The sequence below is a fragment of the Kaistia dalseonensis genome, from assembly GCF_030814715.1.
Lineage (GTDB): Bacteria > Pseudomonadota > Alphaproteobacteria > Rhizobiales > Kaistiaceae > Kaistia > Kaistia dalseonensis.
The window spans coordinates 432474-444489 of sequence record NZ_JAUSVO010000006.1; the positions used below are offsets into that span (position 1 = coordinate 432474).

Genomic DNA, 12016 nt, shown 5'->3' on the forward strand with positions numbered 1-12016 from the left:
TGCTCAGCCGGGCCCTCTCTCCCGCTTGCGGGGGAGAGTTGGAGAGGGGGCCCACCGCCCCAGCTCAGCGTTTCCGCGGCAATCTAAGGTAGTATCATCCGGCTCCGTCCGCGCCTGGCGGGCCCCCTCCCTAACCCTCCCCCGCAAGCGGGAGAGGGGATGGACCGGAGCCGCTCCACGGCCTGCCGCAATCCTGTTGAAGTGCTCAGCCGAGCCCTCTCTCCCGCTTGCGGGGGAGAGTTGGAGAGGGGGCCCACCGCCCCAGCTCAGCGCTTTCGCGGCAATCGACAGTCGTATCATCCGGCACTGTCCGCGCCTGGCGGGTGATGGCTGACACATGGTCTTGCAGAACCGGGATTAGGTGGGATTGAGCGGAACCGCGCGGGATTTCCCGCAGAAAGCTGGGAGTTTCGGGGCAGCGGCGGGACATAAGGGATCTGACCTAAGATTTTGCAGAACATGGAAGCGCGCGGCAGCATGACACTTGAGTTTGCAGAACACAGACCGTTCGGGCGCCGTTCCTTCGGCGATGGTAACGGCCTCTTATCGATGTCTTAGGGGCGAGGCTGACGGCACGCGTTCATCGGCTATTCTAGCGTAAGCGGATGAGCCGTCGCGTCGAGGCCGGTCGTATCGATAGTCTCGTCATCGATTGGATCGCCCATGGTCATTCGCGTCGTCAGCGTCACCGCTTGAGCCTTCGCTTGGGCGAGATCCTGTTCGGAAAGCCTGCCACATATCAGGTTCATATTGGACCAATCGCTTTGGTCAACCTGCTTTGCGCTGCTGGCCACGATAATCAGCCGCCATGTGCAGCTCTGCGTCGCATTTTTCACCATCGCGGCAGTGCCAACCTGCAGGAAATAAGCGAGGTTCCGTCGTGCCTGATAGTCGCCACCATAAGCCTCGTTGTAGAGCGCGCGGAGTTCTTCTTTGTTTCTTTCGCACTCAACGCGCTCATCTGGTTGCAGACAGAGCGTCATATAACGATCGGCCTCGTGAAAGCGCTGAGTTGTTGGCGGTGTGATCTCGGAAACCTGCTCAGCTTTTGTCGCGATCGTCTCCTCTACCTGGGCAGGAGCCTCTGCGACTGGCGCGGGCGAAGTCACTGCCGGCGCCTCTATCGCATCTGCTACAGCGGCGGGCGCAGGCGCAGGCGTTTCGGGCACTTCCAAGCTATCCGAGCCAGCATTCGCGGCAGTCTCGACATGCTCTTTCTTTTCGGCGAAAAGGCCTACGATCATAAAGAAGAGCAACAGGCCAAATGTTCCCAGCAAAATCTTGCGGAATATCGATCTCTTTTTCTTAGCCACCCTGCCACCACTATATCGTTCTGCCGATCCACACGACGCGGCCGGCTATGTGTAAGTCGTTCATGTCTTGGCGCGAGATCGTCTCGCGCTCATAAACTGGATTGTCGGAAATCAGCACCACGGAATCGTCGATGCGGAATTGGACCCGCTTCACGATGACAGTGCCGCTGCGGATAATGACGTAGATGGCGCCGTTTTTGATGTCGCGAGGCTCACGGATCGAGCCGTCGACGAGCATCAGTGCGCCATCTGGAATTGTCGGCTCCATGGAGTCGCCATCAGCCGCCAGCATGAAGGCGGTGGCCGGGTTGATGCCGATGCGGCGCAACCAATCGCGCCTGAACGCGAGCATGTCGGCAATATCTTCCGAGACAGCCAGCTTGCCGTTTCCTGCTGCCGCGCGAACCTCATAGCGCGGCAGAAACGCGAAATCCTCTCGCGTTGGCGATACCAAAGCGTCCGGCTCCTGACGTTCCAGCGCCTGCAACTGAACCTGCGCCTGCGTCGTCCGCTCGCCGTTGAATACCAGCCAGTCCAGCGAAACGCCGCATGCGCGCGCCAGCGCCCCAAGTGCCGCCGCCTTCGGCTCACTGACCGCTCGCACGTAATTATTCACGGTACCGATCGGCACGCCTGCCCTTTGCGCCACGGCCTGATTGCCGCCCGCCGCCCGAATCGCCTCCCTCAAACGGGCTGCTATTTCGGACTTAAGGCTTTCAACTCCGAAATTGTCATCGTGATCGAGTTCCACAATTCGGACTTTCAAATTCCATTGTTGCATCAAGGGTTTACGCAAACGCTACCCGATAGTTTTAATTCTGGAACATCGAAGCAGTTTTAGCGTGGACAGGAATTCCAATTCTGGTATCTTGATGTTGCGAACACAAATCTTGGCACTCGAAAAAACCCGGCGCTCCTGCCGGTTCCAGAACAGCAATGATAGCGGATAAGCACCCCGAAGACATCAAGGCGATGATCCGCAAGAAGGGCCTCTCGATGGAGGCTCTTTCGCAGCGTCTCGGCTATTGCCGCGTCGCAGTCGGCGTGACCTTGCGTCGGCCCTGGCCGGCCGTGCAGGCCGGCATCGCATCCTTTCTCGGCATTGATCCCTCCAGCCTCTGGCCCAGCCGCTACGAGGCCGACGGCACGCCGCGCCGCATCAGGGCGGCCTCAGGATCGAAATCTAGAGGCAGCGCCGAAGCCCGTCTCCGTCAAAAAGACAAGGCCGCTTAAACATGAGTGACGTTTCCAAAGCGCCGATCCGCATTCAGCTCGCCGATATCGACATCAGCCAAAGGCTGCGGCCGGTCGACGAGGCGAAGGCGCTGTTCATCGCGGCCGGCATGGCCAAGGGCGGGCTAGAGACGCCGATCGAGGTTCGGCCGGCGCCGAAGAAGGCCAAGAAGCCATATATCCTCATCGTCGGCGGCCATCGTTGTCGTGCCGCGTTCGAGCTCGGATGGACCGAGATCGACGCCTTTGTGCTCGACATCAGCGCCGACGAAGCGCGGATGCGCGAGATCGACGAAAACCTCTATCGCGCCGAGCTCACCGAGCTCGATCGGGCGGTGTTCCTCGCCGCGAAAAAGGAGCTTTACGAGAAGCTCAACCCCTCGACCAAGCACGGCGGCGACAGGGTCTCAGAGCAAGTCGCCATATTTGGCGACTTGGCGCCGCGCTTCACGGCCGAAGTCACCGAACGCCTCGGCTATAGCGAGCGCACGATCCAGCGTGTCGTGGCGCGCGCCGCCATCCCGGCCTCGATCCGCGCCCGTATCGCCGGTACCCGGCTCGCCAATACCGGCGCCGAGCTGGACGCGCTGTTGCGGCTCTCGCCCGACGAACAGGCGAAAGCGCTCGATCTCCTGCTTTCGGGCGAAGAGGGGGCGCCGCGCAGTGTCGCCGCAGCCCATGCCGCGCTGACCGGCGCCCGCGCCGCTCAAGTCGCTCCCAGCGACGCCGAGTTTGACGGCCTGCTCAAGGCATGGCGGCGCGCCGGCCAGAGCGCCCGCGCCCGCTTTATCGCCGATCTGCAGCGCCAAGGCGCGATCACAGCCGCTACCGAGGGGGACGACCAATGACCAGTATCCGCCCGCGCGGCTGGCGCGCCCGTTTCAGTCCCGAGCAGATTGCATGGCTTGCCGCCATCGGCATCTGCATCGGCACCTACGCTCTGATCTTCGCGATCGTCGCTTGGTTGGCAGGGTGGCTCTGATGGGTGTGTGGAACGCTTTTCGATCTGGCCGGGCTCGCGAGACGGCGCCGTTTCCGGGCGCGACTTCCCTGCTGCTGAGGGTGCCGCCTTCACTGCTGAAGAGCCCTGCCAGCGGGCAGGTTCTCATGAGGCGTCTCGCGGAGATCGCCATAAGCGAGAGCTGGTCCCCCGACACGTTCGGACGGGTCGCCGACATCCTCATGGAAGGACGGGAATAATGCGCGCGATCATCGCCCGCGAAAGCACCGTCTCGCCGACCGGCATGTCATATTTCACCGGCTCGTTCGAGGTGATGGCGAGCAGCGACGCCTTTTGCCTGCGGCCGGGTCTCGGCTGGTTCGTCGCCGATGCCTTCGTCTTTCCGGATGAGGCGCCCGCAATCGACGTCGCGGCGCTGCTATCGGCCTATGGCGTCGCCCCGGCCAGTTTTGTTGTGCTGCCCCATTTGGGAGGCGCCGCGTGACCAAGCGCCCGCGTCACCGCGACCAGATGGACCTGCTGGACTGGCGCCCCGCCAGCCCGGTTGCCGCCTATGTCCCCGAGCGCGTCAAGGCGTCGACCGTGGCGCGGATGCTCTCCAAAGCCGTGAGCGAGACCCTGAAGGCCTGCGGCCGCTCACGGGCCGACGTCGCCAAGGCGATGACCGACTATCTCGGCGAGGCCGTCACCGAAAACGTGCTCAACGCCTATGCCAGCGAGAGCCGGGACGACCTGATCATCAGCATTACGCGGCTCGATGCGCTGCTCGGCGTGACCAAGGATCGTCGCCTGCTGGAACTGCTCGCCGCGCGCCATGGCTGGGCCGTGATCGAGCGTCGCCACCTGCCCGCGATCGAAATGGCCGAGCTCTTGGAAACTCGGGCGGAGATGGATCGGGCGATTGAGTTTCAAAGGCGTCTGCTCAAGGCCGGGGGCAATCAGTGACCAACGACAACAGCCAGCGCGAATGGTGGACGGCTGCCGAGCTAGCGGCCATGAGGCTTTCGCCCGAGGTTCCGGCGACGGAACGTGGCCTGCAGCTCATGATCGAGCGCAATGGTCATCTCGCCCCCGACCTTGCGTGGCCGGCCAATCCGCTTGGCATCTGGCGCCGTCGCTCCGGCAAAGGGGGCGGTCGCGAATACCGCATGGACGTGCTGCCGGTCAGCGCCCGCACAGTGCTGGCGCGGCGGCTGCGCAAAGCCGAGAAGCCGGCCGAGCCGGAGCGCGTCGCGCTCAAGGCCGAGCGCTCGGCCTCCGAGCAGTGGACTTGGTTCGATGGCCTGCCGGAGAAGCGCAAGGCCGAGGCCAAGCGCCGAATGGACGCCTTGCTGGCGGTCGCCGATCTGCAGATGACCGGGCGCGCCCGCGATCTTGCCATGATGAGTGTGGCGAGCGCCGAGGATGTCTCGTTGCGCACCCTCTATGGCTGGGCCGGCCTCGTCGCCGGGCTCGACCGCAAGGATTGGCTCCCGGCTCTGGCGCCGCGATTTACCGGCCGGACGGCCGAGGTCGAGATCCCGGAGGCCGCATGGCAGGCCTTTCTTTCCGACTATTTGCGCGGCGAGGTGCCGACACTGACCTCTTGCCTGCGCCGCCTCGAAGCACTCGCAAAAGAGAGGGGTTGGACCTTGCCATCGGAAAAGACATTCGAGCGCCGCGTTGCCGCGCTGCCGCGCACCATGGTGGTGCTCGCCCGCGAAGGCGTCGAGGCGTTGCGGCGGCTCTATCCCGCCCAGGAGCGCGACCGCTCCGGATTTCACGCGCTCGAAGGCGTCAACGCCGACGGCCACAAGTTCGATGTGTTCGCGAAATGGCCGGACGGAACGGTTTCGCGGCCGATCCTGGTGGGGTTTCAGGACCTCTACTCCGGCATGATCCTGTCGTGGCGCATCGCCGCCAGCGAAAACGCCGCGACCGTACTGTTGGCCTTCGGTGATCTGGTCGAGAATTGGGGCATTCCGGAACATTGCTGGCTCGATAACGGCCGCAACTTCGCCAGCAAGTGGTTCACGGGCGGCACGCCGAACCGCTACCGCTTCAAGGTCCGCGAAGGCGACCCTAATGGCGTGCTGACGGCGCTTGGCGTCGAGGTGCATTGGACCACGCCTTACTCCGGCCAGTCCAAGCCGATCGAGCGCGCATGGCGTGATTTCGCGGACAGCATTTCCCGTCATCCGGCCTTTGCCGGGGCGTGGACGGGCAACACGATCGACGCGAAGCCGGAGAATTACGGATCGACCGCGGTGCCGATCGAGACCTTTGAAAAGATCGTTGCCGAGGGCGTCGCCGAGCACAATAGCCGGCTCGGCCGCAAGTCCAAGATCTGCGGCGGGCGGCACTCGTTCGCGCAGGTCTTCAACGCCTCCTATGGCGACGCGATGATCCGCAAGGCCTCGCCCGAGCAATGCCGGCTCTGGCTGCTCGCGGCCGAGGGCGTCACGGTGCGCAAGGATGGATCAGTCCATCTGGAGGGCAACCGGTATTGGCACGAGCGGCTGATCGACCATGTCGGCCACAAGGTGGTGCTGCGCTTCGATCCCGACGCGCTGCATGACGCCGTCCACGTCTATCGGCTCGATGGCGCCTATCTCGTCGCGGCGCCGGTGATCGAGGCAGTCGGCTTCGCCGATACCGGCGCGGCCCGCGACCATGCACGGGCTCGCAAGAGCTGGATCAAGGCTCAAAAAGAGCTGCTTAAGGCCGAGCGGCGACTGTCGATCGATGAACTGGCGGCCATGCTGCCGACCGTCGACGAGGTCGAGCGCGCGCCATCGCCGAAGGTCATCAAGCCGACATTCGGCAACCTCGCGGCGGCCGTGCGGCCGTCCGAGGAACGCGAGTTCGATCAGGACGAAAACCTTGAAAGCTTTGGCCGGGGGCTGCGGGCGCTGCGCCTCGTGCCCTCGCCGAATGAATACGGCGCGGACGAGTAGCAATCGTCCGCGCCGCGAGAAGTCAGTTACAACGAAAGGAAGCATACATGCTCGAAGCATCGCTGGAAAGCATCACTGATGACGTGCAGGAGGCCCTGCGCTCCGAGGTGCGGCAGATCATCGAGAGCGAAGGTCTGACGCAGGCCTTTATCGCCAGGGAAGCGGGGCTGGCGCCCGGCACATTCACCCCATGGCTCGGCGGCACCTACAAGGGCGATAACGTAGACAAGGCAAGGGCCGTGCAGCGCTGGCTGGAGACGCGTCAGGCGCGCGGACGGACGGCCGCGACACTGCCGGCCGCGCCGAAATTCGTCGCGACGCTGACCGCCACCAACATTCTCGACGTGCTGGCCTATGCCCAGACTGCGCCGGACTTTGGCGTCATCGTCGGCGGCGCGGGCATCGGCAAAACGACGGCGATCGAGGAGTATGCGCGCCGCGCCTCGAACGTCTTCGTCGTGACCGCCGAGCCCGTGCTGGCGTCGCCGAACAACATGCTCTCGGCGCTCGCAGATGTCGTCACCGTGGCCGAGCGGCGGTCGGTCTATCTGTCGCGCGCCATCTCCGCCAAGCTGCGCGGCACGGCCGGCCTGATCGTGATCGACGAGGGCCAGCACCTTTCCTCGGCCGCGCTCGACCAGCTACGCACGATCCACGACAAAGCGCAGATCGGCGTCGTCGTGGCCGGCAATGAGAGCGTGTTCAGTCGCCTGCAGGGTGGCGAGCGCAACTCGCAATTCGCCCAGCTCTACAGCCGCGTCGGCATGCGCATGAGCCAGCCCAAGGCGCGAGCGAAAGACATCTGCGCGCTGCTCGAAGCGTGGAAGATCACGGATGCGCGGGTCGTTTCGATGCTGAAGCTGGTCGCGGCCAAGCCCGGCGCGCTTCGTCAGATGACCAAGGTTATCCGCCTCGCGACCATGCTAGCGGCCGGCGACGGCGCGGACGCGCTCTCCGAGCAGCATGTTCGGCGGGCCTGGAACCAGCTCGCATCGACCCCGCTCGATGCTGTCGCGTGAGGTGCCGCCATGCTCTCCGATTGCATCCGCGAAATGCGCCGCACCTTCGACGAATATCGGGGCTCGGGCGTCGAGATGAGCCCCGAAGGCGTCGAGGGCCATCTGCTGAAGTTGCGCGCCCTCGAAATCGAGGCGCGCAACATGGAGGAGCGGCTCGCGCTGCTCGCTCCCCTTCGCCGGCACGAGCCGATCCTGCCCGAAAATGTCGTGCCGTTCCGGAGGTCGCCATGACCCCGGCCCATCAAGAGATGGTCCTGCGCATGTTCCGGCGCGGGCTGACGATCCCGGCGATCCATCATGCGATGGGGCGGGCCCTCTCGATCGACATGATCCGACTTCTGATTGCCGACACGTCGGAGGCCGAGCGGCGGGCGGCGGCGGTCATCCGCCGCCAGCGCCTGCGCTCGACCGCCAAACAGGAGCGGCGGGCGCGCGAGGCGGTCATCCGCCAGCGCCACCGGCTCATTCGGGACCTCGGCTATCGCGTCATCACGGTGCGCTGGCCGGCCATCAACAAGCGGAAGGAAATCAACCATGACATCTGAAATGACCGACCAGGAGATCGAGCGCGGCGCGAAGCTTCTGCTCGCCGATTTCGAGGCGAAGCAGGCGGGCGAAGCGAGCTTCGCCGATCCGGACGTCCCCGGCGTCGTCTTCATCGGCGGCAAGCCTATGATGGAGGACACAAAGGGCCGCCTCGTGCCCGTGGCCAACGTCAAGCCGGCCGATAAGCTCACCGACCAGACGGTGCGCAAGATGATCGATTTCGCGCGCGAGCTTTCGGCGCAGATCGGCCGTTTCAAGGGGCACTGCTTCGACGATGTCGGGAGCCTGCAGGCGCTGATCGCCGAGCAATATGGCGCCAGCATCGGCGGCGCCAAGGGCAATATCTCGCTCTCAACTTTCGACGGGCGGCAGAAAGTGACTGTTCAGGTCGCCGACCAGCTCACCTTCGGACCCGAGTTGCAGGCCGCCAAGAAGCTTGTCGATGCCTGCCTCGGTGATTGGTCGACCGGATCGCGCGACGAGTTGATCGCCGTCGTCAATCGCGCCTTTCAGGTCGACAAGGAAGGCCAGATCAACCGCGCAGAGCTGTTCATGCTGTTGCGCGTCGAGATCGATGACGAACGCTGGAAGAACGCGATGGCGGCCGTGCGTGACTCGATCCGCGTGATCGGGTCGAAGACGTATATCCGCTTTCACGAGCGCGACACGGCGAACGGGCCGTGGCGCTCGATCACCATCGATCTGGCAGCGGCGTGAGGTCGGATCATGCGTGCTGCGAACATTGAAAGAACGACTGAGCCATTGGCAAATGCCGGCCAACTGAAATGGGTGGTCACCGACCTGTATGAAGAGGCCGGCGAGATCGTCCTCACGCTGAAACTCTCCTCGACACTGCTGGCAGCTGAGGTTTTCGGCATCCTCGAAGAGGACTTGGTGCAAGACGATTTCCGGCTCGGCTCGCTCAACCTGCGGCAGGAGGGCTGAGCGATGAACGCCGCACTCGACCAATTCATCAGGCTGGTCGGCACCAAGTTGGCGATGCTGCCGAAGGTGTCCGCCGAGGACTATGAGGGCCTGCGGGCCTACTGGGGGGCCGCCGACGCGATCCTTGACCATCTCGAAGCCGAGCAATCGGCAAAAGTGAGCCGCCGTGGCGATAACTGGACGCTCAGTCTCGGTGGTGTCCGAGCATCCAGCACAGGCGGCGCGGTCAGCCTGCTGCGCAACTGGAAAGCTGGCGCCGAGCGCCGGCTCGCAGGAGGCGCGGAATGACCAGCTTCTATCTGGATCTCGCTCACGCCCGCGTGAAATCGTACTCGGCGGTATCGAACAAGGCCGGCGCGGTGCTGAAGATCGAGCTTTCGATCTGCGACCCGCTCCGGCTGGGCATGGTGCTGGAAGCGCTCGCTGAGGCGCAGCGCGACCAGAATAAGCCCGCTCCTGCGCCTCGAAACCGGACGGTCGCCGCGCCGCCGAAGCCGCTCCTGCTGACCGACGACAGGGCGCGGCGATGATGCAGCCCGCTCCCGCCGTTCCTCGCCACAGCGACCGCTCCTATTGCGACGCTCTGCGCGCGGAACGGCGGGAGCTCATCGAACAGCTCGCCCGCCACAAGCCTCGCTCACCGCGCCATGCGGTGCTGATCGTCCGCCTTCAGGACATCACGGCGAGGCTTCTTGAGGTCGAGAACCGCCTTTCGGCGACACCCGAATTTCAATGGAAGGATGATGATGACGAGCACTATCCCGACCAGAAATCCCGCGCCGCAGGCCGGTAGCGCCGGAGGCCAATCTTGAGCGATCTGGCAAAAATCCGCGCCAAGCTCGCCGCGCTGCGGGCCAAGACGACGGCCAATGGCTGCACCGAGGCCGAGGCTATCGCGGCCGCCGAGAAGGCGGCCGAGCTGATGGCGAGCCATGACCTGTCCGAGGCGGACCTTGAACGGCCGGTCTATGACGAGTTGATGGTAGAGCTGGGCGGGCGACGCACGCGGCTGGACAGCATTTGGCCGATGGTCGCGAAGTTCGCGAACTGCAAGGGCTGGCTGCGGCGCGATGGATCGCGGTGGCGCTACGTCTATTTCGGACGCGATGCCGACGTGCTTGTCGCCGAGTATGTGCACGAGGTCATCCGTCGCGCGGCCGACGGCGCCGTCGTCACGTTCAAGGCGTCGACTACCTATCAGAAGCGGCGGAAGCCAAAGACGCGTGCCCAGGCGCTGAAAGCCTTTCTGGAAGGCTTCGCGATGTCGATCAGGGCGAAGCTCTTCGCCGGGCTCTGGAAGCGGGCGGACCGGGAAACGCCCGGAAAGGCTCTCGCGGTCATAGAGAACATTGAAGCCCAGCTGGACAGCGAGCTGGACCGTCGAGGCAAGAACTTCGCCACCATGCGGTCGATCGCCACCGCCAAGGGCAAGTTCCGCAACGCCGCCCGCGCGCGCGGTTTCGGCGCGGGCCGATCGCTCGTGGTCGAGGCAGCGGTAAGCGGCTCGGCCGCGCCGGTCGCGGGGTTGCTGACATGAGCCAGAAAGTCAGCCTCAATCAGCAGGTCGAGGAAATCCTGCGCATCATCCACGAAAGCCACGGCACCTATCCGGGGCAGGTCGCGCGCGGGAAGCTGCGGCAGTCGATCGCCGATTATCAGTTGCAGCGGCAGGAGGCGATTTGCGTCACGCTGGAATGGCTGCGCGGTTCGGAGGCCGAGATCCGTGGCTTTCTCGCGATGCCGCCCGACGATCGCGCCAGCGTCATTTCGCACGGCGCCTTGGTCGCGCAGCTCGCGCAAGAACTGGCGGCGCGCGAGGCTGCAGCGAAGGCTGGAGGGCCGGCGCGATGAATTCGATCGCCATCATCCATGTCGCCAAAAAACAGCTGCAGCTTGAGGATGACGACTACCGTGCGCTGCTCATTCGCGTGACCGGCAAGGCGTCGTCACGCGATATGTCGGAGGCCGAGCGCGGCCTGGTCGTCGAGGAAATGAGGCGGCTCGGCTTTCATCTGACCCCGCCGAAATCGCGGGAGCCGAAGGTGCAGCCGGCCGCGAAGGGCGCGCTCGATCTCGGCGGGCCGAATGCCACCAAGCTCCGCGCGCTCTGGATTTCGGGGTGGAACCTCGGCGTCGTCAAGGATCGGGCGGATACCGCGCTCGTCGCCTTCGTGAAGAAGCAGACTGGCATTGATCACCTCGCATGGCTGCGCGACCCGCGCGACGCGGCGAAGGCGATCGAGGCGATCAAGGCATGGCTCGCCCGCGCGGCCGGCGTGAAATGGCCGGGCCGGGCGCCCTTGCCGAGCGAGACCAAGCGGGCGGTTGCCTCCGCGCAGCTCGCCATCCTCGGCTTGCCTGCTGACGCGCTCGACCGCGTTGCGGATCTCGACGCCTATATCGCCGATCTCGGCGCCCAGGTCAGGAAGGCCAAGAAACCATGAAATCAACATTCCATGCTCTCCTGGTCGCGGCGGCGCTCTGCCTCGGCTCGGGTGCGGCCCTTGCGCTCGATGGCCTCCGCGTCGTCGACGGCGACACGGTGCGTCTCGGCGCCGAGCGCATCCGCCTGATCGGGCTCGACGCGCCGGAACTGCACGGCAAATGCCGGGAGGAAAAGCGCCTCGCCGAACGCGCGCGCGACCGGCTGACCGCATTGCTCGCGACGGATGATGTCGAGATCATCCGATCGGCGCGGCTCGACAAATACCGCCGCACGCTCGCGATCGTCAGGGCCGACGGCGTCGACGTCGCCCGCGTGCTGATCGCCGAGGGTCTGGCGCGGCCGTATCATGGCGAACGGCGACAGAGCTGGTGCGCGCGGGTGGCGCCATGAGCCGGCTCATCGGCGTCACCGACCATGCCGTCGTGCGCTGGATCGAGCGCGCACACGGGGTCGATGTCCCGGCAATCAGACAGCAGATCATCGGCCATGTCGCGCGCGGCGTCGACATTACCGAGCGCATGGACCCGCGCGGCAATGTGACGGTCGTGCTCGATGGCGTTCGCTATGTCGTGCGCAACCACACGGTCGTCACCATCCTGCCGGCCCTCGGGAGGTGA

Annotated in this window: 21 protein-coding genes; 19 read left to right on the forward strand and 2 right to left on the reverse strand. The window is 64.8% G+C overall.

All coding sequences use genetic code 11. From position 1 onward, the window contains the following. Window positions 1–587: 587 nt before the first annotated feature. Together QO014_RS21480 and QO014_RS21485 are read right to left on the reverse strand one after the other, a co-directional pair. Window positions 588–1313, reverse strand: a complete 726-nt coding sequence (locus QO014_RS21480) for a hypothetical protein (protein WP_266350796.1) — start codon at window positions 1311–1313, stop codon at window positions 588–590. 10 nt (window positions 1314–1323) lie between these two features. Beyond that, complete coding sequence (locus tag QO014_RS21485; protein ID WP_266350797.1) at window positions 1324–2109, reverse strand: XRE family transcriptional regulator; 786 nt, start codon at window positions 2107–2109, stop codon at window positions 1324–1326. A gap of 140 nt (window positions 2110–2249) precedes the next feature. Here QO014_RS21485 and QO014_RS21490 point away from each other — a divergent pair, with 140 nt between their 5' ends. The 19 genes from QO014_RS21490 (at window position 2250) to QO014_RS21580 (ending at window position 12016) form a co-directional block, all read left to right on the forward strand. After that, a complete protein-coding gene (locus QO014_RS21490) occupies window positions 2250–2546 on the forward strand; it encodes a helix-turn-helix domain-containing protein (protein ID WP_266350798.1) in 297 nt (98 codons plus the stop codon). Window positions 2547–2548: 2 nt separating this feature from the next. After that, on the forward strand, window positions 2549–3394 hold the full coding sequence (locus QO014_RS21495) for a ParB/RepB/Spo0J family partition protein (protein WP_266350799.1): 846 nt from the start codon (window positions 2549–2551) through the stop codon (window positions 3392–3394). Then, window positions 3391–3528, forward strand: coding sequence for a hypothetical protein (locus QO014_RS21500; protein ID WP_266350800.1), 138 nt, complete (start codon window positions 3391–3393; stop codon window positions 3526–3528). Before QO014_RS21495 ends, QO014_RS21500 begins: the two co-directional genes overlap by 4 nt. A gap of 217 nt (window positions 3529–3745) precedes the next feature. Continuing rightward, window positions 3746–3991, forward strand: a complete 246-nt coding sequence (locus QO014_RS21505) for a hypothetical protein (protein ID WP_266350801.1) — start codon at window positions 3746–3748, stop codon at window positions 3989–3991. Continuing rightward, window positions 3988–4452 carry a DNA transposition protein gene (locus tag QO014_RS21510; protein ID WP_266350802.1) on the forward strand — a complete coding sequence of 155 codons (465 nt, stop codon included), beginning with the start codon at window positions 3988–3990 and terminating at the stop codon, window positions 4450–4452. Before QO014_RS21505 ends, QO014_RS21510 begins: the two co-directional genes overlap by 4 nt. Further along, window positions 4449–6443 (forward strand): transposase domain-containing protein, encoded by a 1995-nt coding sequence (locus QO014_RS21515; RefSeq protein WP_266350803.1) that lies wholly within the window; start codon window positions 4449–4451, stop codon window positions 6441–6443. Before QO014_RS21510 ends, QO014_RS21515 begins: the two co-directional genes overlap by 4 nt. A gap of 47 nt (window positions 6444–6490) precedes the next feature. Further along, a complete protein-coding gene (locus QO014_RS21520) occupies window positions 6491–7462 on the forward strand; it encodes an AAA family ATPase (RefSeq protein ID WP_266350804.1) in 972 nt (323 codons plus the stop codon). Window positions 7463–7471: 9 nt separating this feature from the next. After that, the gene (locus QO014_RS21525; RefSeq protein ID WP_266350805.1) at window positions 7472–7693 is read left to right on the forward strand and encodes a hypothetical protein; all 222 of its coding nucleotides are present in this window, start codon (window positions 7472–7474) and stop codon (window positions 7691–7693) included. Next, complete coding sequence (locus QO014_RS21530; RefSeq protein WP_266350806.1) at window positions 7690–8007, forward strand: hypothetical protein; 318 nt, start codon at window positions 7690–7692, stop codon at window positions 8005–8007. Before QO014_RS21525 ends, QO014_RS21530 begins: the two co-directional genes overlap by 4 nt. Then, window positions 7997–8725: a DUF3164 family protein gene (locus QO014_RS21535; RefSeq protein ID WP_307258991.1), complete on the forward strand. Its 729-nt coding sequence runs from the start codon at window positions 7997–7999 to the stop codon at window positions 8723–8725. The genes QO014_RS21530 and QO014_RS21535 overlap by 11 nt, the downstream gene beginning before the upstream one ends. Window positions 8726–8734: 9 nt before the next feature. After that, window positions 8735–8953 carry a hypothetical protein gene (locus QO014_RS21540; RefSeq protein WP_266350807.1) on the forward strand — a complete coding sequence of 73 codons (219 nt, stop codon included), beginning with the start codon at window positions 8735–8737 and terminating at the stop codon, window positions 8951–8953. 3 nt (window positions 8954–8956) lie between these two features. Continuing rightward, on the forward strand, window positions 8957–9241 hold the full coding sequence (locus QO014_RS21545; protein ID WP_266350808.1) for a hypothetical protein: 285 nt from the start codon (window positions 8957–8959) through the stop codon (window positions 9239–9241). After that, on the forward strand, window positions 9238–9483 hold the full coding sequence (locus QO014_RS21550) for a hypothetical protein (RefSeq protein WP_266350809.1): 246 nt from the start codon (window positions 9238–9240) through the stop codon (window positions 9481–9483). Before QO014_RS21545 ends, QO014_RS21550 begins: the two co-directional genes overlap by 4 nt. Further along, window positions 9480–9746 (forward strand): hypothetical protein, encoded by a 267-nt coding sequence (locus QO014_RS21555; protein ID WP_266350810.1) that lies wholly within the window; start codon window positions 9480–9482, stop codon window positions 9744–9746. The genes QO014_RS21550 and QO014_RS21555 overlap by 4 nt, the downstream gene beginning before the upstream one ends. 15 nt (window positions 9747–9761) lie before the next feature. Then, a complete protein-coding gene (locus tag QO014_RS21560; RefSeq protein WP_266350811.1) occupies window positions 9762–10490 on the forward strand; it encodes a DUF7168 domain-containing protein in 729 nt (242 codons plus the stop codon). Further along, window positions 10487–10804, forward strand: coding sequence for a hypothetical protein (locus QO014_RS21565; protein ID WP_266350812.1), 318 nt, complete (start codon window positions 10487–10489; stop codon window positions 10802–10804). The genes QO014_RS21560 and QO014_RS21565 overlap by 4 nt, the downstream gene beginning before the upstream one ends. After that, window positions 10801–11397, forward strand: a complete 597-nt coding sequence (locus tag QO014_RS21570; protein WP_266350813.1) for a regulatory protein GemA — start codon at window positions 10801–10803, stop codon at window positions 11395–11397. Before QO014_RS21565 ends, QO014_RS21570 begins: the two co-directional genes overlap by 4 nt. Continuing rightward, the gene (locus tag QO014_RS21575) at window positions 11394–11789 is read left to right on the forward strand and encodes a thermonuclease family protein (RefSeq protein ID WP_266350814.1); all 396 of its coding nucleotides are present in this window, start codon (window positions 11394–11396) and stop codon (window positions 11787–11789) included. The genes QO014_RS21570 and QO014_RS21575 overlap by 4 nt, the downstream gene beginning before the upstream one ends. Next, window positions 11786–12016: a hypothetical protein gene (locus QO014_RS21580; protein ID WP_266350815.1), complete on the forward strand. Its 231-nt coding sequence runs from the start codon at window positions 11786–11788 to the stop codon at window positions 12014–12016. The genes QO014_RS21575 and QO014_RS21580 overlap by 4 nt, the downstream gene beginning before the upstream one ends.